Annotated in this window: 18 protein-coding genes; 13 read left to right on the forward strand and 5 right to left on the reverse strand. The window is 34.0% G+C overall.

The genetic code is table 11. From position 1 onward, the window contains the following. Window positions 1-33: 33 nt before the first annotated feature. The 4 genes from C4S35_RS13975 to C4S35_RS13990 form a co-directional block, all read right to left on the reverse strand. Entirely contained in the window at window positions 34-1,521 is a 1,488-nt protein-coding gene (locus C4S35_RS13975) for an aminotransferase class V-fold PLP-dependent enzyme (RefSeq protein ID WP_104000773.1), read from the reverse strand. A 379-nt stretch (window positions 1,522-1,900) separates the two neighbouring features. Next, window positions 1,901-2,437 (reverse strand): porin family protein, encoded by a 537-nt coding sequence (locus tag C4S35_RS13980; protein WP_104000774.1) that lies wholly within the window; start codon window positions 2,435-2,437, stop codon window positions 1,901-1,903. Between the two features lie 34 nt (window positions 2,438-2,471). Next, window positions 2,472-3,248: a membrane metalloprotease gene (locus C4S35_RS13985; protein WP_104000775.1), complete on the reverse strand. Its 777-nt coding sequence runs from the start codon at window positions 3,246-3,248 to the stop codon at window positions 2,472-2,474. Window positions 3,249-3,344: 96 nt separating this feature from the next. Next, window positions 3,345-4,388: a hypothetical protein gene (locus C4S35_RS13990; RefSeq protein ID WP_104000776.1), complete on the reverse strand. Its 1,044-nt coding sequence runs from the start codon at window positions 4,386-4,388 to the stop codon at window positions 3,345-3,347. A gap of 258 nt (window positions 4,389-4,646) precedes the next feature. Here C4S35_RS13990 and C4S35_RS13995 point away from each other — a divergent pair, with 258 nt between their 5' ends. The 3 genes from C4S35_RS13995 (at window position 4,647) to C4S35_RS14005 (ending at window position 8,659) form a co-directional block, all read left to right on the forward strand. Continuing rightward, window positions 4,647-5,162 (forward strand): RNA polymerase sigma factor, encoded by a 516-nt coding sequence (locus tag C4S35_RS13995; protein ID WP_104000777.1) that lies wholly within the window; start codon window positions 4,647-4,649, stop codon window positions 5,160-5,162. Between the two features lie 61 nt (window positions 5,163-5,223). Next, a complete protein-coding gene (locus C4S35_RS14000; protein ID WP_104000778.1) occupies window positions 5,224-6,138 on the forward strand; it encodes a FecR family protein in 915 nt (304 codons plus the stop codon). After that, a complete protein-coding gene (locus tag C4S35_RS14005) occupies window positions 6,125-8,659 on the forward strand; it encodes a TonB-dependent receptor plug domain-containing protein (protein WP_104000779.1) in 2,535 nt (844 codons plus the stop codon). The genes C4S35_RS14000 and C4S35_RS14005 overlap by 14 nt, the downstream gene beginning before the upstream one ends. Before the next feature lie 82 nt (window positions 8,660-8,741). Here C4S35_RS14005 and glmM read toward each other — a convergent pair whose 3' ends face one another. Further along, window positions 8,742-10,130, reverse strand: a complete 1,389-nt coding sequence (glmM, locus tag C4S35_RS14010; protein WP_104000780.1) for a phosphoglucosamine mutase — start codon at window positions 10,128-10,130, stop codon at window positions 8,742-8,744. Between the two features lie 119 nt (window positions 10,131-10,249). Between glmM and C4S35_RS14015 the strand changes: the two genes are divergently transcribed. The 10 genes from C4S35_RS14015 to C4S35_RS14050 all read left to right on the forward strand — a co-directional run bounded on the left by C4S35_RS14015 (window position 10,250) and on the right by C4S35_RS14050 (window position 24,400). Beyond that, window positions 10,250-10,834, forward strand: a complete 585-nt coding sequence (locus tag C4S35_RS14015; RefSeq protein ID WP_104000781.1) for an acyl carrier protein phosphodiesterase — start codon at window positions 10,250-10,252, stop codon at window positions 10,832-10,834. Between the two features lie 65 nt (window positions 10,835-10,899). Next, on the forward strand, window positions 10,900-12,585 hold the full coding sequence (gene ggt, locus C4S35_RS14020; RefSeq protein WP_104000782.1) for a gamma-glutamyltransferase: 1,686 nt from the start codon (window positions 10,900-10,902) through the stop codon (window positions 12,583-12,585). 20 nt (window positions 12,586-12,605) lie between these two features. Beyond that, entirely contained in the window at window positions 12,606-12,746 is a 141-nt protein-coding gene (locus tag C4S35_RS16375; protein WP_146059558.1) for a DNA alkylation repair protein, read from the forward strand. Window positions 12,747-12,758: 12 nt separating this feature from the next. After that, complete coding sequence (locus C4S35_RS15530; RefSeq protein WP_146059560.1) at window positions 12,759-12,860, forward strand: DNA alkylation repair protein; 102 nt, start codon at window positions 12,759-12,761, stop codon at window positions 12,858-12,860. A gap of 56 nt (window positions 12,861-12,916) precedes the next feature. Continuing rightward, entirely contained in the window at window positions 12,917-14,701 is a 1,785-nt protein-coding gene (locus C4S35_RS14025) for a chloride channel protein (protein WP_104000783.1), read from the forward strand. Window positions 14,702-14,788: 87 nt separating this feature from the next. Beyond that, window positions 14,789-17,620, forward strand: a complete 2,832-nt coding sequence (uvrA, locus tag C4S35_RS14030) for an excinuclease ABC subunit UvrA (protein ID WP_104000784.1) — start codon at window positions 14,789-14,791, stop codon at window positions 17,618-17,620. A gap of 36 nt (window positions 17,621-17,656) precedes the next feature. Beyond that, a complete protein-coding gene (locus C4S35_RS14035) occupies window positions 17,657-18,016 on the forward strand; it encodes a cupin domain-containing protein (RefSeq protein ID WP_104000785.1) in 360 nt (119 codons plus the stop codon). Between the two features lie 121 nt (window positions 18,017-18,137). After that, on the forward strand, window positions 18,138-18,866 hold the full coding sequence (locus C4S35_RS14040) for an LOG family protein (protein WP_104000786.1): 729 nt from the start codon (window positions 18,138-18,140) through the stop codon (window positions 18,864-18,866). Between the two features lie 191 nt (window positions 18,867-19,057). Next, window positions 19,058-21,805: a gluzincin family metallopeptidase gene (locus C4S35_RS14045; protein WP_104000798.1), complete on the forward strand. Its 2,748-nt coding sequence runs from the start codon at window positions 19,058-19,060 to the stop codon at window positions 21,803-21,805. Window positions 21,806-21,991: 186 nt separating this feature from the next. Continuing rightward, the gene (locus tag C4S35_RS14050) at window positions 21,992-24,400 is read left to right on the forward strand and encodes an alpha-ketoacid dehydrogenase subunit alpha/beta (protein ID WP_104000787.1); all 2,409 of its coding nucleotides are present in this window, start codon (window positions 21,992-21,994) and stop codon (window positions 24,398-24,400) included. Window positions 24,401-24,498 lie beyond the last annotated feature (98 nt).

A 24,498-nucleotide genomic window follows, 5' to 3' on the forward strand; every position in this document is an offset into this window, starting at 1 on the left:
TAAGTGATTTCTTCTGTATAAAACCTGAACTTCTTATAAAGAAAACCAGTTTTTTACCAACTCATCTTCTAATGGTTTTGCTTGTTTATGTACAAACTCATTTGTAACAGCATTATAATTATAATCCAAAGCCCAAGTTTTATGGTTTTCCGCCAATGCTTTTATTCCATTACAAACAAATTCAATTTCAGCAGTTGTAGTAGTGGGATGAATAGACATTCTGATCCAGCCCGGCTTTCTGATTAAATCTCCAAGTGTAATTTCATCAATTAATTTATGGGACGTTTCTTGGTCAACATGCAATAAAAAGTGTCCGTAGGTTCCTGCACAACTGCAACCGCCACGAGTTTGGATTCCAAATTTGTCATTCAATAACTTCACGCCCAAGTTAAAATGCAAGTCTTCCACAAAGAAAGAAATCACCCCTAACCGATCCTGGTGCTGTACTGCGAGGATTTTAATATTGGAAACAGTTCCTAATTCCGAAAAAATATAATCTACTATTTCGTGCTCTCTTTTTAAGATGTTTTCAATTCCCATTTGCTCTTTCAACTGAATAGCCAATGCCGTTTTTATTACTTGAAGAAAACCAGGAGTACCACCATCTTCCCTATCTTCAATATTATCGATGTATTTGTGCTCTCCCCAAGGATTGGTCCAACTTACTGTTCCGCCACCAGGATTATCCGGAACCAAATTTTGGTATAATTTTTTATTAAAGACCAAAACACCGCAAGTTCCCGGTCCGCCGAGGAATTTATGAGGTGAAAAGAAAATGGCATCCAAATAACTTTCCCCATCTTCAGGATGCATATCAATTTTTACGTAAGGTCCTGAACAAGCGAAATCAACGAAACAAAGTCCATTGTTTAGATGCATTATTTTTGCCACTTCGTGATACGGAGTTCTGATTCCCGTAACATTAGAACACGATGTTATGGAAGCTATTTTAAAAGGTCTTTCTTTATATTTTTCCAATAACAATTGCAGATTTTCTATACTGAATAAGCCATCTTCTGAAGAAGGAATAACCTCAACATCGGCAATAGTTTCTAGCCAAGACGTTTGATTCGAATGGTGTTCCATATGCGAAATAAAAACAATTGGTTTCTTTTCGGCTGGAATAGTGATATAATTTTTTAAGTTTTCGGGTACTTTTAAACCTAAGATTCGTTGAAATTTATTTACAACTCCGGTCATTCCTGTCCCATCAGTAATCAAAACATCATCAGCACTCGCATTCACATGATGTTTGATAATATGACGCGCCTGATGATATGCTTTTGTCATTGCTGTTCCCGAAACTGTAGTTTCTGTATGGGTATTGGCGACAAAAGGACCAAATTCATTGATCAATTTTTCTTCGATAGGGCGATATAAACGACCACTGGCTGTCCAATCTGTATAAATAATTTGTTGCTGCCCGTAAGGAGTTTCAAATTTTTGATTGATTCCAATAATGTTATCGCGAAACTGTTGAAAGTATTGTTCTAATTGAGTTGGCTTTTCTTTGGTGGTCATTGTATTCTTAATTTGAGTTCAAAGATATAGGTTTTCTTGCTATTTCTAAAATTAGAAACTTATTTGGACAATCAGTTATGAAATTAGGTAATGCAATTTTCTAATACTTCCAAAAAAGGAACCATTTTTCCAAATTTAGCCCCGGTTGCAGTGAAAATCCTTTCTAGTCCTGAACTTGTTTCAGGACTAGAAAGATTGTAACGTAAAACGGGAACATTATTCCTGAAAAAGCCCCAATAACTCGCTCCAGAAATGGAAACAAATTTGGCTTAAAAACAAAATCCTTTCAAAAGTTTGCACTCTGAAAGGATTTTTATTTTAAAACTAGTTACGATTATAAATCAAACCCTACTGAAAATTGCCAAACTCTGTTATGTGCCTAACCACTATCATACAAATCTCCTAAACCCAAATGATACCGTACACCTAAACTCACACCGGAATCAGTTTTAAAACCTCCTCCAAAGTTCATTCCCCAATCAAAATTGTTTGGATCGTATTCTTGTGAACTACTAAACAAACCATCATATTCTTCTTTGTGAGAAATAGCCAATCCTATTTGTGGGCCAGCTTCCAGAAAGAAATTTTTAGAAGGATATGCCTTAAGCATTACCGGTAAATTGATATAATTTAATTTTTGAGTAAATGTCGCATTACCGTCTTTGATCTCATATCCTTGTTGAGAATACATTAATTCTGGTTGAATTGAAAAATTTGGGCTAATAAATTCCTCACCATAAACACCAACATGAAATCCATGACGTTGTCCTGTTTCTCCTTGACCGTCATAATTTACTGCGGCTAAATTATACCCGCCTTTTATACCTGCGTTTGATTTGTGATCCGTTTTATTTTGGGCACTGATTGAAGCTACCATTCCAAAAAAGAAGGCGATTATTAAATTCTGCTTTTTCATAAAATTACTTTTTTTGAATTACTATATATATATTTTATTTTCCTCCATTGGCACGCAGATCTGCAATACATTGCGCGTCTAACTGCGGTGCTGATCCACCTGAAACCATATTTCCAATACCATTTCCTGTTTCTGAAGACCAAAACATTAAGCAACTATTTACATTACAATGCTTAGCATGTGCGGTATCTTCATGATTACTTTGCAAAGCAGTACCAAGGTTTGTCAGTCCAAGAATATGTCCAAACTCATGTGTAATTACCGTAGTTTCAAGCAAAGTCCTATTGGGCTCAAATGGACTATCGCTTAAACCTTGAACGGTTTTTTCATAAATAACAAATGAAGTATTTCTATACGCGGTTCCTAAAATAACACTTGTACTTGTATCACTAGTTGATTGTCCATCAGCAAAGAATGCCCATATCGCTATTTGATTTGCCGTATTGTATTTTGTTCTGTTAGCATCCTCAATTGCTGCAATTTCTTCATTTGTATAAGGAGCATTTCCTGGCGAGGCAATTGCTCTTTTAATTACAGATATTCCCCCAGGTTTATAGGTTCGGGCTTCCAGAAATGCTACGAAGTTGTTTATTGCGGCAGTTGTGGGTTCAAAACCTACGACATAAACCAATTCAACAACTGTACTTTTAAAAGTATTGTCAGATAATAAATCATTTGCCGAACTACCGGTAGGCTTTTTATTGTTAGCAATGGAACTTCCTGTTCCGGAAACGTTACTTAAATCATCCTCTTTTGAACAGGATAGCAATAAGCCAAAACATATCGTTAGTACTGCAATTCTTTTTTTCATTATTATCTTTTTATGTTATTAGTTAATTTATAAATAACAGCTACAGTATTTACCGCAACTTTTATTTATTATATAGCATTCAAATTAAACCCTGCTTTATATTTGTTTTAAAACTACTGTTACAGCTGCGTTAGTAGTACTTTGTAATGAAATTGATGTAGCACTGAAACTAGTCACTTTCCAATTATTGTTTAATAAATTGAATGTCGCATTAGCTGAAAAATTCAACTTCAGAAAAACTTCTAATTGTGAACTTACAGCATAGGTTCCATTTACTGTTGAGTTTAATGTACTAACAGCGGTTACAGACAAATTATTTGCAAAATCAAACGTGTAATCTTTGTAGCTCGTTGCCGTATTGACTCCTGATGTTAAAAATGATTCCACTCTAAACTTTCCGTTTACTAAAATTGTTTCTAATTTTTTACCGTTTTGCACTGCTGCTGCCATCGTTGCTTCTGTTTTTAATGAGGCAGTAATAGCGGCTTGCAATTCAGCGTCACTGGATATCGTCATTTTGGTTCCATCCGCAATTGTCGCAGAAATTGGGTAGTTTACCGAAAATAATTCCGTGCTGCTTACATTAGACATATACGTATATAATTGTTGTTTGGATGTGATGACAACACTTCCTGTTTGAACTAAACTAACATTATACGTTAAAATTGTAATTGGGAAGTTAATATTTACCGAAGAAATAGCATCTTGTCCAGAAGCCTCTGCTGATGTACACGCATTAAGAATAGCATTATATTCGGTTTGATTAGTAACGGTAACCTCTGTATAGTTGCTTAATCTTACTTTTAAAGGGAATTGCAAAACAACAGTGTCTTGATTATTATTGTATTGCCCTAAAATAGAAATAACTTGTTGGTAGTCTAATTGACTTAGAATAGAAACCTGAACACCATTGACTTTTGCAATAGCTGGTAATACAATTGAAGAGCAAGAAGATCCATCCAAGAAATCGTCAAATGAGCCATCGTACATAGAAGTACGTTTTAAATTGTTTGCAGTCGTAGAATTGGCAGCATTTGTATTTGGATTTTCTCCTTGTACGTCATCAATTTCACTTTGACATGATGTAAATCCAAAGATAGCAATCAATGCAATTCCTGTAATCGTTTTTAATTTTTTCATAATTTTCAAATTTAATGTATTTTTATATTTACAAGCGTTGTATTTAGCGCCTTTCTGTTAGTAAGACAACTACGCTTATTTTTACCCTACGAAAATTTTAAAAAAAATATAAAATTTTACAAATGAATTTATAAAATACTGTTAATCAATAAATTAAATTCTAAACTGTTTTTCATAAAAAAGCAATTGTAATTTACGCAATTGCTTTTTGCAAAAATAATTTACATTTACAGCCTAAAAAAAATGAATTAATACTCAATGAGCGCCGAAAAAAGTACACTTTGCGAAGAAAATCACTTTAGAGACTTTTACTTAAAGCACGTGCAATCTGCAAATAATTTTGCGTATTACAAATGTGGTGATGATGAAGCTGCATTAGATTTGGTGCAAGATGCTTTTACCAAAATTTGGGAAAATTGTTCCAAAATTGACTTTAGTAAAGTCAAAACATATTTGTTTACCAGCATTAATAATTTATTTCTGAATAACATAAAGCATCAAAAAGTGGTATTGAGGTACGCCAAAGATGCGCCTAACCTAGACACCAATAATCAAAGTCCCGAATATTTATTCGAAGAAGAAGAATTCAAACAAAAACTCACAAAAGCTATTGCATCATTGAGTGAGGCACAGCGTGAAGTATTTTTATTAAATCGAATAGATGGAAAAAAGTACCGGGAAATAGCAGAGTTACTCGATATTTCTCAAAAAACCGTAGAAAAAAGAATGTCCGGTGCGCTGCAACTATTAAGAGCCCAAATAGAAAATATATAATTACTCATTCATCTGTAGGGTAATTTAAAAGTTAGTTGTCTTATAAACATAGAGATACAAAATGAAAAACGAAAAAGAGATCTTAAAATGGTTAAATAATGAGCTTTCAAGCGAAGAAATTGAAGATTTAAAACAATCTGAAAATTTGCAAACACTTGAAAAGATTGCTCATTATGCATCCCAACTGGAAACTCCAAAAGTAGATGCACACGCTGCTTTGGAAGCTTTTAAGGCCAAAAATCATTCTAAAAAGAAAACAAAAGTCAGAACTTTAGACTTCAAGGCATTGTATAGAGTTGCCGCTGTTCTGGTTGTGATGTTGACCTCTGCTTATTTTTTGTTTTTTAATAATACCAAATCTTTTGAAACTCAAATAGCGCAAACAAAAACGGTCACGCTTCCCGATAATTCTGAAGTAATATTAAACGCCGCTTCAAAATTAACTTTCAATGAAAAAAAATGGGCTGATAAAAGAGCTTTGACTTTAGAAGGAGAAGCTTATTTTAAGGTACAAAAAGGACAAACGTTTAGTGTAAACACAACCGCGGGAGTCGTTACCGTTTTAGGGACACAATTTAACGTCAAGGAACGCAAAAACTATTTTGAAGTAAATTGCTACGAAGGTTTGGTGAGTGTGACATATAATAACGAAACTATTAAATTACCTCCCGGAAAAACATTCCGAGTTATAAATGGCATTATCGAAAATGTTGAAGATATTAATGCCCAAAATCCCTCATGGATTCAACAAGAATCGAGCTTTAATAAGATTCCACTAAATCAGGTTATTGCAGAATTAGAGCGTCAGTATGACATAAAAATTAAAGTGAAAGGTGTAGATACTTCAAAACTCTTTACGGGAAGTTTTACACATACTGACAAAGAAATAGCGCTTCAAGCGGTTACAATTCCGCTTAAATTAAGTTACAGAATCGAAGGCAAAACCATTATATTTTACACCTATGATGTTAAATAAATGGATGATTTACTTGCTGGTTTGTATTGGCAGTATTTGTTATGGACAAAATACAGCAAAAAAAGCACCTTTGACAGCGGTCATTATTACACTCGAAAAACAATTCAATATCAAGTTTTCGTATGCCGTTGAAGATGTAGCCACCATTGAAATTGATAAGCCGAATACTTCTTTTACATTACAAGAAACAATTGATTATCTAAATTCGAAAACGATTTTAAATTTTAAGGCTTTAAACGATCGATATGTTACCGTTTCAGTGTTGAACAAAACTATATCTATTTGCGGAATTGTTTCCGATGAAAAGAAATCTCGCTTAGTTGGCGCATCGGTTTTTGTAAACAATATTGGAAGAAGTACAATAACCGATAAAAACGGTACATTTAACCTGCAAAATATTCCAATAGCTGCCACGCTTACTATTTCTTATGTGGGTTTTGAATCCAGACAGTTTTCGGCAAACGAATTATTTTCAGCACAAAATAATTGTAAAGAAATTGTTCTTTCTACAAAAAACGAAGAGTTAAATCAGGTCCTGATAAATGTTTATTTGACGCCCGGATTACAAAAATATCTGGATGGAAGCACCGTTTTAAACACTAAAAAATTTGGTATTCTTCCCGGATTAATAGAACCTGACATTTTGCAATCCATTCAAGCGCTTCCCGGTGTGGAAAGCACCAATGAAAGCATTGCTAATATAAACGTGCGCGGCGGAACTAACGATCAGAATTTAGTTCTTTGGGACAATATTAAAATGTATCATTCCGGTCATTTCTTCGGGTTAATTTCCGCGTACAATCCTAATCTTACCAATAAAGTTATCGTTAGCAAAAATGGAACAAGCGCTGAATATAGCGATGGCGTTTCCAGTACGATAAATATGCAAACTAAAGACCTGGTTTCAAATATATTTTCAGGTGGCGTAGGAATTAATTTGATAAGTTCCGATGTTTTTTTAGAAATTCCAATAACTAAAAAATTAGAACTTCATATTTCGGGACGTCGCTCAATTACTGATTTGTTTAAATCTCCTACTTACACTAAATACTTTGATCGTAGTTTTCAGGATACAGAAATCAATGCCGATAGTAATCAACGCGGTACGTCTTCTGATTTTTACTTTTATGATTATTCCGCGAAATTACTTTTTGATTTCAATGAAAAACATCAATTCAGGGCGAATATTATTGGTATCAATAACGCCTTGGATTATTCGGAACGAAACATTATAAACTCAAACCAAACTCAATCTAAAACCAGTACTTTAACTCAGAAAAATATTGGCTACGGCGGAAATTGGAAAGCACAATGGAATTCAAAATTAAGTTCAAACTTCATCACTTACTTTTCCAGATTCAATATTGACGCTAACGATTATAGGGTAGAAACAGATCAGCGCTTGACAGAAGCTAATGAAGTGCTGGAAACGGGAGTTAAACTCAATACACATTACAAAACTAATGACAACTTAAATTTCTTGTTTGGGTACCAATTTAATGAAACGGGGATGTTAAATCAAACTACCGTTAGTGCTCCGTTGTACTCTAGCACTAAAAAAGATGTTTTATTGAATCACGCCTTATTTTCTGAGGTGGAATACAATAAAAACAATACCTATTTGAGAGTTGGATTGCGTTTGAATTATTTTCAAAAATTCGAAAAGCTTTTGGTCGAGCCAAGAATAAACATTCGACAAAAATTATCAGATCAATTTGCTTTAAAATTAGAAGGGGAATTCAAAAATCAATCTACTACACAAATCGTGGATTTTGAAGATGATTTTTTAGGTGTCGAAAAAAGGCGTTGGGTTTTAGTAAATGATAAAGATATTCCGATTGCAACGAGTAAACAAGGTTCTTTTGGTGTGGAATTCAATAAAGACAAACTAAATATTGAGGCTACAGGTTTTTATAAAATTGTTGACGGTATTACAGCTTCTAATCAGGGTTTTTATAACAGTTTTCAGTATACCACCGCAAATGGAAGTTACACCGCCAAAGGTTTAGAATTTTTAGCTAATAAAACAGCCCGTCAATATAGCGTTTGGGTAAGTTACACATTTAGTATAAACAACTATGAGTTTGATACTTTTACCCCTTCCACTTTTCCTAATAATGCAGATATAAGGCATTCTGTATCGCTTGGTTTCTATTACAACATCCTTAAAAATCTAAAATTAGCTGTCGGTGGTATTTATAGAAATGGTTCACCGTATACAAAACCAATTGAAGGCAAAGAAACCGTGCAAAACGGAAATAACACTCTCGTGAATTATGATTTTCCAAACAATCAAAATCTGGATGATTTCATGCGATTAGACGCTTCCATAAATTATAATTTCAATCTGTCGGAATCTATTAAAGCTTCGGTTACTGCCGGTGTCATTAATGCTACCAATCAAAATAATGGTATCAATCGCTATTACAAAGTTAATCCAAATAACTCAAATGATGCCGTTCAAGTAGATAATAAATCACTAGGCTTAACGCCAAATGTAAGTTTTAGAGTGAATTTTTAATTCCATTTTATACCGCATAATAAAACATAAAACCCTTTCAAATTTTATTTTGAAAGGGTTCTATTTATATAAAAATCCGGAATTATATTCCGGCAACTGCTTTAATTTCATCAATGATTCGTAGTGCCAAAGTATCTGCTTTCTCTTGTGAAGTCGCTTCGGTATAAATACGAATGATTGGCTCCGTATTCGATTTTCTGAGGTGAACCCAATTTTCAGCAAAGTCAATTTTCACACCGTCAATGGTTGTAATATCTTCATTTTTATATTTCTCAGTCATGGCAACAAGAATGGCATCCACATCAATTTGTGGCGTCAATTCTATTTTGTTTTTGCTCATGTAATATTCCGGATACGAAGCACGCAAAGCAGAAACCGTCATTTTCTTGTTGGCCAAATGCGTTAAAAACAGCGCCACTCCTACCAAACTATCACGTCCGTAATGCAGTTCTGGATAAATGATTCCGCCGTTTCCTTCACCACCTATTACAGCATTATTCTTTTTCATCAATTCTACTACGTTCACTTCACCTACGGCACTGGCTTCATAGCTTCCGTTATGCCCATTAGTCACATCACGCAAGGCACGAGAAGACGACATATTCGAAACCGTATTTCCTGGTGTTTTACTCAAAACATAATCGGCACAAGCCACCAAAGTATATTCTTCACCAAACATTTCTCCGTCTTCACAAATGAAAGCCAAACGATCAACATCAGGATCTACCACAATTCCTAAATCAGCTTTTTCTTTTACCACCAATTCTGAAATATCAGTCAAATGTTCTTTCAACGGTTCCGGATTGTGCGGGAAATGTCCGTTTGGTTCACAGTATAATTCTACTACTTCAACGCCCATTAATTCCAATAATCTTGGGATAATAATTCCACCAGAAGAATTTACACCATCAACAACCACTTTAAATTTAGCTGCTTTTACTGCATCAACATCCACCAAAGGCAAATTCAACACTTCATCAATATGAATATCCATGTAAGCGTCGTTAATCATAATTTCTCCCAAATCATCCACATCTGAGAAATCAAAAGCTTCCGCTTCCGCAATTTCAAGAATTTTCAAGCCTTCTTCTACATTCAGGAATTCTCCTTTTTCATTCAATAATTTCAAGGCATTCCATTGTTTTGGATTATGAGAAGCGGTAAGGATAATTCCACCTTCAGCTTTTTCTAACGGAACAGCCACTTCGACAGTTGGTGTTGTAGAAAGACCTAAATCAATGACGTCTATTCCTAAACCAATTAAAGTATTTACCACCAAATTGTGAATCATGGGTCCAGAAATACGGGCGTCACGACCTACAACAACAGTAATTTTTTCTTTCCCGATATATTTTTTCAACCAAGTTCCGTACGCCGCAGCAAATTTAACCGCATCAACAGGTGTCAGGTTATCCCCTACTTTACCTCCTATTGTTCCACGTATTCCCGATATTGATTTTATTAAAGTCATTGATTATTGTTTTAAATTTTGAATTATAAAGTATAAATTGCTTACAAATATAATAATTGACGGTTTATAAAAGTCATTTAGAATTCAAAATTAACCATTTAAATTCCTAAATTAGGCGAATGAATTTTCTAGCACACATCTATCTTTCCGGTGATAATGACTTAATCAAAATTGGCAATTTCATGGCTGATGGAATTCGTGGAAAACATTTTGAAAATTATCCTTTAGAAATTCAAAAAGGAATTATTCTCCATCGTGCCATTGATACATTTACTGATGCACATCCTGTTTTTAGACAAAGCACTAAACGGTTGCATGAGAATTACCATCATTACGCGGGTGTAATTGTAGATGTTTTTTACGACCATTTTTTGGCTAAAAACTGGAACACGTATTCTGATGAAAAACTGGAAGATTTTGTATCGCGATTTTACCAATCTTTGCAGGATAATCACATCATTCTTTCGGAAAGAACAAAGGGAATGATGCCTTACATGATTGAACACAATTGGCTGGTGAGTTACCGAACAGTTGAAGGAATTAATCGGATTTTGACTCAAATGGATCATCGTACCAAAAACGAATCTAAAATGCGATTTGCTACCATTGAGCTTTTGGAATTTTATTCGGAATTTGAAAATGAATTTAACAATTTCTTTAAAGAATTAATCCTATTTTCGAATACTAAAATAAGCACTTTATGAAAAAACTCTTTTTCTAAACCTTTGGTCTTGAAAAATTATATTCATTACCAATATATACTATAAAAATGAAAAAAATTATTATTGTACTCAGTATTTTTTCTATTGGATGTAAAACCCAAAATGTAATGGTAAAGCCCACTGGACTGGTTGCTGATAAAGCAATGGTAGTTTCGGCACGTGTAGAAGCTTCAAAAATTGGAGTGGAAATCATGAGAAAAGGTGGCAATGCTTTTGATGCGATGGTTGCAACCGAATTGGCTCTTGCAGTTGCTTACCCATTTGCAGGAAATCTGGGTGGAGGCGGTTTTATGGTCTACCGCAAAGCAAATGGCGAAATAGGTTCTTTGGACTACCGAGAAAAAGCGCCACTAGCAGCCAGTAAAGATATGTTTCTTGATGAAAAAGGAAATGTGATAAAAGGAAAAAGTACTGAATCTCCGCTCGCTATTGGAGTTCCCGGAACGATTGCAGGCGTTTTTGCAGTTCATGAAAAATTGGGTTCATTACCAATAGAAGAAATTCTAAAACCCGTAATTGCATTAGCCGAAAGAGGTGTTGTTGTTACCAAAAAACAAGAAGACCAATTAAATACTTATCGAGCTAAAATCATAAAAGTAAATGGCGACAAAACGTTATTTGCAACCATTTTCAAAGAAAATGATTTCATAAAATATCCTGCGCTGGCAGCTACATTGAAAAGGATTTCAAAAAATGGCAGAGATGAATTTTACAAAGGCGAAACAGCTAAAACATTAGTCAAATATCTTCAGGAAAAAGGAGCCTTAATCACCTTGCAAGATTTGGCGAAATACGAAGCGAAATGGAGAACTCCGCTTACTTTTGATTACAAGGATTTGAAGGTAATATCGATGCCTCCACCCAGCAGTGGCGGAATATGTCTGGCTGAAATATTCAAAATGATAGCGCCTTTCGATCTGGCTAAAATGGGACATAATTCAGCGGAAGCCATTCAAGTTATTGTTGAAGCCGAAAGAAGGGCTTACGCAGACAGAAGTTATTATCTGGGTGATCCGGATTTTGTGAAAATTCCCTTGAAAGCATTAATGTCTGATGATTATTTAAAACAGAGAATGTCAAATTTTAATTTTGAAAAAGCCACTTTATCATCGGATATAAAAGAAGGAAAAGTAAATTATAACGAGAGTATGGAAACGACCCATTATTCGATTGTGGATCAATTTGGCAATGCCGTTTCATCTACTACAACATTAAACGATGGTTATGGTTCTAAATATTATTGTGATGAATTGGGCTTTTTCCTTAACAACGAAATGGATGATTTCAGTGCCAAACCCGGTGAACCTAATATGTTTGGGTTAGTAGGAAATGAAGCCAACAGTATTGCCCCTCAAAAAAGAATGTTGAGTTCTATGACTCCAACTATTGTAGAGAAAAACGGTAAATTATTTATGGTTGTGGGTTCTCCCGGTGGTTCTACGATTATTACATCGGTATTGCAAACGATATTAAATGTTTACGAATATAGTTTGAGCATGCAGGAAGCTGTAAATGCACCACGTTTTCATCATCAATGGTTACCGGATTTAATTACTTTTGAACCTAACACTTTCGATGCTAAAACCTTTGAAACCTTGAAATCAAAAGGGTATATCATCAATGAAAAAACGACACCAGTGATTGGTAAAGTAGATGCAATTTTGGCTTTGCCAAATAAAACTTTAGAAGGAGGAGCCGATTTTAGAGGAGATGATAAAGCAGTTGGATTTTAGAAAACAGAATTTTATGACCTTTGAACCTAAAAGTAGAAATTGCTTTTGAAGAAAACCAAAATGCGGAAAATGCATTTGCTATGGCAAAATACATGCGGAATAATTTTCTTTTTTTTAAAATAAAAACTGATGACAGAAGGCGTATTTTTAAAAAAATTTGAAAAAAAAAAGCCATTGGCTGGACAGTGAGAGAATGGGCAAAGACAAATCCGGAAGAAGTGAAAAATTTTGTTGCTAACAATAATTTAATCCTTTTAAGTACAAAAGAAGCCTAAAAAAATATCAAGAAAGCTGATAATAATTGTAATTTAGCGTTCTTTAAAAAAATAGAATGTTCAAAAAATATCTCTCTAAATTAGAAACCGTAGTAGCTTTTGCACAATCCATTTTAACACCAAAACAGTTTATATTTTTATCTGCGGTTTTAGTTGGTATTTCCTCGGCATTTGCAGTAATTGTATTAAAATCCTTTGCACACTGGGTGTTTTCTTTTGCGACTTATATTAATGGTATTCTAAAACTAAGCTTCATCAATAGTATTTTACCAATAATTGGAATACTCTTAACTGTTTTTGTTATCAAAAAAGTTCTTGGAGGTACAATTGAAAAAGGAACTTCTCAAATTTTATATAATGTTGCAAAAAAAGCGAGTATCATTCCAAAAAAGCAAATGTATGCTCAAATCATTACAAGTTCGCTTACCGTTGGTTTAGGTGGTTCTGCCGGTTTAGAAAGCCCAATTGTGATTACTGGTGCCGCTTTTGGTTCCAATTATGCGCAGCGTTACAAATTAAGTTACAAGGACAGAACTTTGTTAATTGGTTGTGGTGTTGCTGCTGGTGTTGCCGCGGCGTTCAACGCTCCAATTGCCGGTGTATTATTTGCCATTGAAGTACTGCTGGTTGATGTCAGTATTTCTGCATTTACTCCAATTATGATTGCGGCCGCGACTGGTGCATTAGTATCCGTAATTGTTTTAGATGAAACTATTTTATTGTCTTTCAAACAGCAACAAACTTTTGATTTTCACAACATTCCTTTTTATATCCTTCTGGGTTTATTTACAGGATTTATTTCCGTTTATTATTCAAGAAACTTTGCAAGGGTAGAACATTTTTTTGGTCGCCTCAAATTATCTCCTTACAAAAAGGCCTTATTTGGTGCTTCAATACTGGCAGTTATAATCTTTGTTTTTCCAACGCTTTTTGGCGAAGGTTATGAGAGTATTAAAACTTTATCCGAAAATGATCCAGGTCAATTACTTGAAAATACACTTTTCAGTGGATTTAGAAATAACAGTTGGGCACTTTTGATATTTATTGGTTTAACAATGATGTTGAAAGTTTTTGCTACCGGAATTACGTTAGGTAGCGGCGGAAATGGTGGAAACTTTGCTCCTTCCCTATTTCTGGGTTCGTATGTGGGGTTTTTCTTTTCCAAATTTCTAAATCTAACGGGATTGACCAAACTGCCTATTAGTAATTTTACAATGGTGGGAATGGCAGGAATTTTAAGCGGATTGTTTCATGCGCCATTAACAGCCATCTTCTTAATTGCTGAAATCACTGGAGGTTATAACTTAATGATTCCGCTTATGATTGTTGCTTCGATCAGTTTTGCAATTTCAAAACGTTTTGAAAAACATTCCATGGATGTCAAGAGCTTGGCGGCAAAAGGACATGCCTTTACAAGTAACAAAGATTCGAATATATTGACGACATTAGATACCAATTCCATCATTCAGACGGATTATTTGACTGTCTCTCCTGATCAAAATTTGGAATGCTTAGTTGATTTAATTTCACACTCTAATCAGGTTATTTTTGCTGTTGTCAACAAAGATAAAAAAATGGTTGGCATAGTTCATTTTAACACTATCAGAGAAATTATCTTTAATCAATATCGCGTAAAATATACGTTGATAAAAGAAATTATGATTCAACCGATTGAAATAATTAGTCCTAGTGACAGTATGGAAATAGTAATGAATAAATTTGAAAATGCGAAAGTTGTTTTTCTTCCTGTAATAAAAGACGGAAAATATTATGGTTTTATTTCAAAATCCGTGGCTCTGGAAGCCTATAGAACCAAATTGAAATCCATGACGATAGAGTAAACGTGAATACTTCTTTTAACATAAACTTCTAAACTGTTCTATTGAAAGAATAAATCAAAATGGTAACTTTGCTTTTTTGCAAAAATTATGTTAGACAAAGACAATACCATTGAAGTTCAAGGCGCTCGCGTTCACAACTTAAAAAATATAGATGTTTCTATTCCTCGTGAAAAACTGGTCGTAATTACCGGTCTTTCGGGTTCTGGAAAATCCTCCTTAGCTTTCGATACCATTTATGCCGAAGGGCAAAGGCGTTATGTGGAAACTTTTTCTGCTTATGCGCGACAATTTCTGGGTGGTTTAGAACGTCCTGATGTCGATAAAATTGACGGACTTTCGCCAGTAATTGCCATCGAACAAAAAACGACCAGTAAAAGCCCGCGTTCCACCGTGGGAACTATCACTGAGATTTATGATTTTCTGCGTTTGCTATATGCTCGTGGCGCTGATGCATACAGCTACAACACTGGAGAGAAGATGGTTTCCTATTCTGATGAGCAGATCAAAGATTTAATTATTCAAGATTTTACTGGAAAACGTATCAATATTTTAGCTCCGGTTATTCGGGCTCGAAAAGGACATTATGCCGAGCTTTTTCAACAAATTGCCAAACAAGGTTTTCTTAAAGTTCGAGTAAACGGCGATGTGCTGGATATTACTTTAGGAATGAAATTAGACCGTTATAAAACCCACGACATCGAAATTGTTGTGGATCGAATGGTGATTGAAGATACGCTAGATAACGAAAAACGTTTGACTGAAAGTATCAATACGGCCATGCATCACGGAGAAAATGTATTGATGGTTTTAGACCAAGATTCTAATGAAGTACGATTTTTTAGCAGGAATTTGATGTGTCCCTCTACCGGTATTTCCTACCAGAATCCGGAACCCAATTTATTTTCTTTCAACTCGCCAAAAGGGGCTTGTGATCATTGCAACGGATTAGGAACGGTAAATGAAATTAACCCAAAGAAAATTATTCCGAATCCAAAATTATCGATAAAAGCTGGTGGATTTGCTCCATTAGGCGAATACAAATCCTCTTGGATTTTTAAGCAATTAGAAATCATAGGCGAAAAATATGGTTTCAAATTGACGGATGCCATCGAAAAAATTCCGCAGGAAGCTATGGAAATGATTTTGAATGGCGGCAAAGAAAAATTTACGATTAATTCTAAAGATTTAGGCGTTGCACGAGAATATAAAATCGATTTTGAAGGCATTTCACATTTCATCAAAAATCAGCATGACGAGAGTGGTTCTACAAGCATAAAACGTTGGGCAAAGGAATTCATGGACGAAATAAAATGTCCTGTTTGTGAAGGTTCCCGTTTGAAAAAAGAAGCGCAATTCTTTAAAATCAATGAAAAAAATATTACCGAATTGTGCAATATGGACATTTCGGATTTGACCGCTTGGTTTTATGATTTAGACAATCACTTGTCGGATAAACAGAAGCGTATCGCTACTGAAGTAATCAAAGAAATCAAGGATCGATTAAACTTTTTGATGAATGTAGGTCTGGATTATTTGGCTTTAAGCCGAAGTTCAAAATCACTTTCGGGTGGTGAGGCACAACGTATCCGTTTGGCTACTCAAATTGGTTCGCAACTAGTCGGTGTTTTGTATATTCTGGATGAGCCGAGTATTGGTTTACACCAAAGAGATAATGACAAACTGATTCATTCTTTGGAGCAATTACGCGATATTGGAAACTCGGTGATTGTAGTGGAACACGACAAAGACATGATTGAACGTGCTGATTATGTAATTGATATTGGTCCAAAAGCAGGAAAATATGGAGGAGAAATCATCAGCAAAGGAACCCCTGCCGAAATCTTAAAACATCATACCATAACGGCGATGTACATGAATGGCGAGATGAAAATTGAAGTTCCAAAAAAACGTCGGGAAGGAAATGGAAAATTCCTAAAACTAACCGGAGCAACAGGAAATAACCTGAAAAATGTTTCGATAGAATTACCTTTAGGCAAAATGATTTGCGTAACCGGAGTTTCAGGAAGTGGAAAATCAACTTTAATTAATGAGACGCTCTACCCTATTTTGAACGCGTATTATTTTAATGGTGTTAAAAAACCGCAACCGTATAAAAAAATTGAAGGATTGGAACATATCGATAAAGTTATTGATGTTGACCAAAGCCCTATTGGCAGAACGCCACGAAGCAATCCGGCAACTTATACCGAAGTTTTCACCGAAATCAGAAATTTGTTTACGATGACTTCTGAAAGTATGATTCGTGGTTATAAAGCGGGTCGTTTTAGTTTTAATGTAAAAGGCGGGCGTTGTGAAACCTGCCAAGGTTCAGGCGTACGAACAATTGAAATGAATTTTTTACCCGATGTGTATGTAGAATGTGAAACCTGCCAAGGAAAACGCTTTAACAGGGAAACATTGGAGATTCGATTCAAAGGGAAATCCATTTCTGATGTGTTGAATATGACCGTGGATGAAGCGGTTCCGTTTTTTGAAATGATTCCGAAGATTTACAGAAAAGTTAAAACCATTCAGGATGTTGGTTTGGGCTACATTACACTTGGACAACAAAGCACAACGCTTTCCGGCGGTGAGGCACAACGAATCAAACTGGCAGGAGAATTGTCTAAAAAAGATACTGGAAATACCTTTTATATTTTGGACGAACCGACAACTGGATTGCATTTTGAAGACATCAGAGTACTAATGGAAGTGATAAATAAACTGGTTGATAAAGGAAATACGATTTTGATTATCGAACACAATATGGACGTAATCAAATTAGCAGATTACATTATTGACATTGGTCCCGAAGGAGGAAAAGGTGGCGGACAACTTATTGCCAAAGGAACTCCGGAAGAAATTATAAAAAATAAAAAAAGCTACACGGCGCAATTCTTAAAAAAAGAATTACTTTAGTATACATAAAAAATAAAAAAATAATTTGTGCAAATTATGAATTTAAAAGAAGCGTTCAGTAATGTCGAAAACTACTTTTCACCTAAAATAATTGGTGAAGTGAATGATCAATTTATTAAAGTGGCAAAAATCAAAGGCCAAGATTTGCCATGGCACAATCATGAAAATGAAGATGAATTATTTTACATTGTAGAAGGAGAACTTTTAATGGAAATTCAAAACGAACCTAAATTCACTTTGAAAAAAGGTGATTTATTTGTGGTGAAAAAAGGTGTAAATCATAGAGTTTCTTCGACTGACGAATGTTTAATAATGCTTATAGAATCAAAAACTACTGAACATACTGGTAAAGTTATATCCAAAATAACAAAATCCATTGAACAGCAAACGTATTAAATTTGCCTAGCCCTGATAGCAATGGAAATCCTTTATTGTTTTTCTTTAAAACAATAAAGATTGAAATGGATAGCAGGAAATAGCTCCAAAAAAAAACAGAAATTAAATTATATTTTTGAAAATGAGATTAGAAGATTTTGATAATGATGAGGATAAAGTTATCCAAGACAGATTAAAAAGGAAGACTTGGAATGAAATAAGAACCAATGATAGCTGGGCGATTTTTAAAATCATGGCCGAATTTGTAAATGGTTACGAAAGCATGGGGCGCATAGGTCCGTGTGTAACAATTTTTGGTTCTGCCAGAACAAAACCAGAACATGATTATTATTTGCTTGCCGAAAAAATTGCGTATAAAATAAGTAAAGCGGGTTATGGCGTGATAACTGGTGGTGGACCCGGAATTATGGAAGCAGGTAATAAAGGCGCGCATTTAGGCGGTGGAACTTCGGTGGGACTGAATATTGTATTACCATTTGAGCAACATTACAATCCTTATATTGACAGTGATAAAAATTTGAATTTTGATTATTTCTTTGTTCGAAAAGTGATGTTTGTTAAATATTCCCAAGGTTTTGTGGTAATGCCAGGAGGTTTTGGAACTATGGACGAATTATTTGAAGCGATGACTTTAATTCAGACAAAAAAAATAGCCAAATTCCCTATTATATTGGTAGGAACCAGTTTTTGGTCGGGATTGGTTGATTGGATTAAAACGGTATTAGTAGAAAAAGAAGGTACAGTTCACGCTCAAGATTTGAATTTATTTAAAATTGTCGACACTGAAGATGAGGTGGTTGACGTTTTAGATAAATTTTATAAAAAATATGATTTATCTCCGAATTTCTAAGAATAAGCTGCCTAAAAGCAGCTTTTTTTATTTTATTTTGAACCGACATTTCTTCATTTAATGTTTAATAATAAGTACATTTATTTTTTATTAAATTTTAAATTATTTACTTGAAATCACTCTACAAAATCATCGTTTTAATTCTTGTTTTATTGGCTTCAATAAAACAATATGGACAACATCATTCTACAATGACTGTTGAATTGAATCCAGCCAATAAAACATTGAATATAGAGCAAGAAATCACTTTTTTTAATCAATCAAATGATACTTTAACGTCGATTGTTTTGAATGATTGGAACAATGCATATTCTAATAAAAATACACCATTAGCCAAGCGCTTTTCTGATGAGTTTTATAGAGGTTTTCATTTGGCTAAAGAGGAAGAACGAGGAAGTACCAAAAATTTAATCATTACTGATAAAAGTCAATTAGTGCTTACTTGGGAACGAACAGATAAAAATCCAGACTTTATCGATGTTAAATTAAGAGATAAATTAATTCCAAACCAAAAAATCGTTTTACACCTTACTTATATTGCTAAAATACCAAGTGAGAAATTCACCAAATACGGTTATAATGATAAAGGTGAAATGAACCTTAAAAACTGGTTTCTTACTCCTGCCCGCTATGAAAATCATGATTTTGTTAGATACAGCAACAACAATTTAGATGATATCTCGAACGCAGTTTCCGACTTTGAAATAGGCTTGACGGTTCCTTCTAATTTAGAAGCTACTTCCGATTTAAATAATAATGCTCCAATCAAGAATGACGGTTTTTCTTTCTATAAATTCTTTGGGGAAAACAGAACGGATTTTAGTCTTTTTATAGAACCAAAATCTAGTTTCATCAGTTTTAAAAACGGCATTAATGAAGTGTTGACCAATCTTAAAGAAAATAAGCTAAGCGCCGTTCAAAAAGCAATTATTATGGACCGTGTGATGAATTATGTAACCAAGCAAATTGGCCAATATCCACATGAAAAAATAATTGTTTCGCAAACCGATTACGAAAGAAACCCCTTTTATGGTTTGAATCAATTGCCCTCTTTCTTGAGTCCGTTTCCGGATGAATTTATTTTTGAAATCAAATTTTTGAAAACCTATCTGAATTCCTATTTAAAAAATAGCTTGCGATTAAATCCTAGAAATGACAATTGGATTTATGATGGAATTCAGGTTTATGCAATGATGAAATACATTGATGAAAATCATCCAAATACGAAAATGTTTGGTAGCATTTCTAAATTTAAATTATTGAAAAGTTATAATTTGACCAACTTAGATTTTAACGAGCAATACAGCTATTTTTATATGCTTATGGCACGGAAAAATTTAGATCAGCCATTATTTAATCCAAAAAACACCTTAATAAAATTCAATGAACAAATTGCAAGTAAATATCATGCGGGTCTAAGTCTTTTATTTTTGGATGATTATTTAAATCACAACACGGTAAACAGTAGTATTCGTCAATTTTATCTTCAAAACAAGGAAAAACAAACATCGAGAGATGATTTTGAAACCTTATTAAAAGCAAATACCACCAAAGATATTGACTGGTTTTTCAAAACAATCATCAATTCCAGAACTATTGTTGATTACAAATTTTCGGGCGTCTCTAGAACTCTAGACAGCATTACCTTTTCCGTAAAAAGCAAAACAGGAGTATTGGTTCCTATTCCTGTTTATGGAATTAAAAAAGGAGAAGTTGTTTTTAAGAAATGGCTTGATATAACTGAAATAGACAGCAGTTTTACTATGGAGAGAAAAAGTGTTGATAAAATTGTCTTGAATTATAAAAATGAAGTTCCAGAGTATAATTTAAGAAATAACTGGAAATCATTAAAAAGTTTCTATCCAAACAATCGCCCTTTTAAATTTAATTTCATGAAGGATTTAGAAGATCCTTATTACAATCAAATTTTGTACGTTCCCTCGATAACTTATAATTTATACGATGGTTTGTCGCCGGGATTACGATTACACAACAAAACATTATTAGACAAATCATTTATCTTTGATATAAATCCATCTTATTCTACTAAAACTAATAATTTTTCCGGTTCTGGTTGGTTTGCAATCAACCAAAATTATAGAGAAAGCAGACTTTATAACGTAAGATATTCCCTATCAGGTTCTTATTTTCATTACGCCCCTGATGCATTTTATCAGAAGATAAATCCAACGGTTCAAATACGAATTAGGGAAGAAAATTTTAGAGACAACAGAAAACAATTAATTTTGCTGCGTCAAGTCTTGGTAAACCGAGAGAAAAGCGCATTTGTTGTTGATAATTCAACGGAGAATTACTCGGTTTTTGATGCTAAATACTTCAATTCCAGAACAGAAGTCACCAATCATTTCAGCTTCACGTCGGATATTCAAGTCGCAAGTAAATTCGGAAAAATTGCAACTGAATTAGAATACCGAAAACTCTTTGAAAATAACCTTCAAATCAATTTAAGATTGTATGCTGGAAGCTTTTTATACAACAAAACCGATTCGGATTTTTTTAGTTTTGCATTAGACAGACCAACTGATTATTTATTTGATTATGGGTATTATGGAAGATCGGAAAGTACGGGTCTTTTTAGTCAACAGTTTATATTATCAGAGGGCGGATTTAAATCGAAATTAGCGACTCCTTATGCCAATCAATGGATTACAACGGCAAACGGAAGTTTTAATGTTTGGAATTGGATTGAAATATACGGAGACATGGGTTTAGTTAAAAATAAATATCAAAATCCAAAATTTGTTTACGATAGTGGTATTCGTCTGAACTTGGTTACCGATTATTTTGAATTATATTTTCCTATCTATTCCAATAATGGATGGGAAATAGCGCAAAACAATTATAATGAAAAAATAAGATTTTTAGTTACTTTTTCTCCGAAAACATTAATCAATCTTTTTAATCGAAAATGGTTCTAATCAATTGTAAAAACGATTAATATTTGCATAATTATTATAAAAATAGTTATTTAAATACATATAGTTAAAAAACAACCTCTTTTTAGATCAAATTTATTACAATAATTAAATTATATTTTTTTCAAGGAATTATGAAAATAGCTAGTTTTTAATTAAATTTGTCTCATAAAGTTATACTTTTCAATTATGATAAAAGAAAAAACCAATTCTACATTGACATTTGAAGATTTCAAAACCGAAGTATTAAAAGACTATAGAACAGCCATAGTAAGTCGGGAATGTAGTCTATTAGGACGTAAAGAAGTATTAACTGGAAAAGCGAAATTTGGAATCTTTGGAGACGGAAAAGAAGTTCCACAGTTAGCTATGGCCAAAGCTTTTAAAGACGGTGATTTTCGTTCTGGATATTATCGTGACCAAACTTTTATGATGGCCATTGGTCAATTAACCGTACAACAGTTTTTTGCAGGATTGTATGGTCATACTGATATTGAACAAGAACCAATGTCAGCAGGAAGACAAATGGGTGGGCACTTTGCGACTCACAGTTTGAATGAAGACGGAACTTGGAAAGATTTAACAAAACAAAAAAATTCAAGTGCGGATATTTCTCCAACAGCCGGACAAATGCCAAGACTATTGGGACTTGCACAGGCTTCAAAAATTTACAGAGAAGTTTCAGGAATAAAAAACGCAAATAATTTCTCTGATAAGGGTAATGAAATTGCTTGGGGAACCATAGGAAATGCAAGCACATCTGAAGGATTATTTTTTGAAACTATAAATGCTGCAGGTGTTCTGCAAGTACCAATGATAATGAGTGTTTGGGATGATGAATACGGTATTTCAGTACATGCAAGACATCAAACTACCAAAGAAAACATTTCTGAAATTCTAAAAGGATACCAAAAAGAAAAAGATACCAATGGGTTTGAAATCCTAACAGTTAAAGGATGGGATTATGTTGATTTAGTTGCTACTTATGAAAAAGCTGCCCTTATATCAAGAGAAAACCATGTTCCGGTTTTAATACACGTAAACGAACTTACACAGCCACAGGGGCATTCCAGTTCAGGATCTCACGAAAGATACAAGGATGCGGCCAGATTAGCATGGGAAAAAGATTTTGATTGTATTCGCCAAATGAAATTATGGATGATTGCTATTAATATTGCCTCTCCAGAAGAAATTGAAGCTATTGATCAAGAAGCTCGAAAAGAAGTAATGGAAGCGAAAAAAGCGGCTTGGAGCGCCTTTTTGAATCCCATTATTGAAGAACAAAAAGAACTGGTTTCTTTGTTGCAAGAAGTAGCAGAAACTAGTATAAATAAAGAAACAATATTAAAATTAGTTTCCGATTTAAGTAGCAATAAATCTCCTTTAAAAAAAGAAATTCTTGTTGCCGCACGAAAAACATTACGATTAGTGATGAATGAAACCGGAAAAGAGGAATTATCTCAGTGGATAACGTCATATACTAAAAAAACACAGAAAAATTTTAGTAGTAACTTATTTTCTGAAACGGAATTGAATGTATTTTCTGTAGAGAAAGTTTTACCGATATATGCAGAAAATGCTAAAGAAGATACGGATGGACGCATGATTTTGCGTGATAACTTTGATGCTATTTTTACCAAATATCCAGAAACATTGATTTTTGGTGAAGATGCAGGAAACATTGGTGACGTAAACCAAGGTTTAGAAGGAATGCAAGAGAAATATGGAGAACTTCGTGTAGCCGATGTAGGAATTCGTGAAGCAACCATTCTTGGTCAAGGTATTGGAATGGCATTACGTGGTTTACGCCCCATTGCTGAAATTCAATATTTAGATTATTTGTTGTATGCCATCCAAATTATGAGCGATGATTTAGCAACACTAAGATACCGTACTGTAGGTAAGCAAAAAGCACCTTTGATTATAAGAACTCGTGGTCATCGTTTGGAAGGAATCTGGCATTCAGGTTCTCCTATGGGAATGATTATTAATGCAATAAGAGGAATTCATGTGCTGGTACCTAGAGACATGACCCAAGCAGCCGGTTTTTACAATTCTTTGTTAGAATGTGACGAACCTGCTTTAGTTATTGAATGTTTGAATGGCTACCGATTAAAAGAAAAAATGCCATTGAATTATGGTGAATTTAAAACCCCAATTGGCGTTGTTGAAACATTGAAAGAAGGAACAGATATTACTCTGGTTTCTTATGGTTCTACTTTAAGATTGGTACAGCAAGCGGCCAAAGAGTTACTTGAAGTAGGCATTGATTGTGAAATCATCGATTTACAGTCTTTACTGCCGTTTGACATCAACCAAGATGTAGTAAAAAGTATTGCCAAAACAAATCGCCTTTTAGTAATAGATGAGGATGTTCCAGGTGGTGCATCGGCTTATATCTTGCAACAAATTATAGAACAACAAGATGCCTATAATTATTTAGACAGTAAACCGCAAACTTTAACAGCTAAAGCACACAGACCTGCTTACGGGACAGATGGTGATTATTTCTCTAAACCTTCTACGGAAGATATTTTTGAAAAAGTATACGGAATGATGAATGAGTCAAATCCTTCGAAGTTTCCAAGTTTGTATTAAAAGTTATTTTTATAAAAATTAAATCCCAACTTCATCCCTGTTGGCATTTTTTTGATTTTTAATTAATCTTTTGTTAATAAAAAATAAAATACTAAATT

This window comes from Flavobacterium urumqiense, from assembly GCF_900108015.1.
Lineage (GTDB): Bacteria > Bacteroidota > Bacteroidia > Flavobacteriales > Flavobacteriaceae > Flavobacterium > Flavobacterium urumqiense.

Excerpts from the sequence above, each read along its gene's own strand:
- C4S35_RS13975 (WP_104000773.1), bottom strand. The coding sequence starts at position 1,521 with ATGACCACCAAAGAAAAGCCAACTCAATTAGAACAATACTTTCAACAG.
- C4S35_RS13980 (WP_104000774.1), bottom strand. The coding sequence starts at position 2,437 with ATGAAAAAGCAGAATTTAATAATCGCCTTCTTTTTTGGAATGGTAGCT.
- C4S35_RS13985 (WP_104000775.1), bottom strand. The coding sequence starts at position 3,248 with ATGAAAAAAAGAATTGCAGTACTAACGATATGTTTTGGCTTATTGCTA.
- C4S35_RS13990 (WP_104000776.1), bottom strand. The coding sequence starts at position 4,388 with ATGAAAAAATTAAAAACGATTACAGGAATTGCATTGATTGCTATCTTT.
- C4S35_RS13995 (WP_104000777.1), top strand. The coding sequence starts at position 4,647 with ATGAGCGCCGAAAAAAGTACACTTTGCGAAGAAAATCACTTTAGAGAC.
- C4S35_RS14000 (WP_104000778.1), top strand. The coding sequence starts at position 5,224 with ATGAAAAACGAAAAAGAGATCTTAAAATGGTTAAATAATGAGCTTTCA.
- C4S35_RS14005 (WP_104000779.1), top strand. The coding sequence starts at position 6,125 with ATGATGTTAAATAAATGGATGATTTACTTGCTGGTTTGTATTGGCAGT.
- glmM (WP_104000780.1), bottom strand. The coding sequence starts at position 10,130 with ATGACTTTAATAAAATCAATATCGGGAATACGTGGAACAATAGGAGGT.
- C4S35_RS14015 (WP_104000781.1), top strand. The coding sequence starts at position 10,250 with ATGAATTTTCTAGCACACATCTATCTTTCCGGTGATAATGACTTAATC.
- ggt (WP_104000782.1), top strand. The coding sequence starts at position 10,900 with ATGAAAAAAATTATTATTGTACTCAGTATTTTTTCTATTGGATGTAAA.
- C4S35_RS14025 (WP_104000783.1), top strand. The coding sequence starts at position 12,917 with ATGTTCAAAAAATATCTCTCTAAATTAGAAACCGTAGTAGCTTTTGCA.
- uvrA (WP_104000784.1), top strand. The coding sequence starts at position 14,789 with ATGTTAGACAAAGACAATACCATTGAAGTTCAAGGCGCTCGCGTTCAC.
- C4S35_RS14035 (WP_104000785.1), top strand. The coding sequence starts at position 17,657 with ATGAATTTAAAAGAAGCGTTCAGTAATGTCGAAAACTACTTTTCACCT.
- C4S35_RS14040 (WP_104000786.1), top strand. The coding sequence starts at position 18,138 with ATGAGATTAGAAGATTTTGATAATGATGAGGATAAAGTTATCCAAGAC.
- C4S35_RS14045 (WP_104000798.1), top strand. The coding sequence starts at position 19,058 with ATGACTGTTGAATTGAATCCAGCCAATAAAACATTGAATATAGAGCAA.
- C4S35_RS14050 (WP_104000787.1), top strand. The coding sequence starts at position 21,992 with ATGATAAAAGAAAAAACCAATTCTACATTGACATTTGAAGATTTCAAA.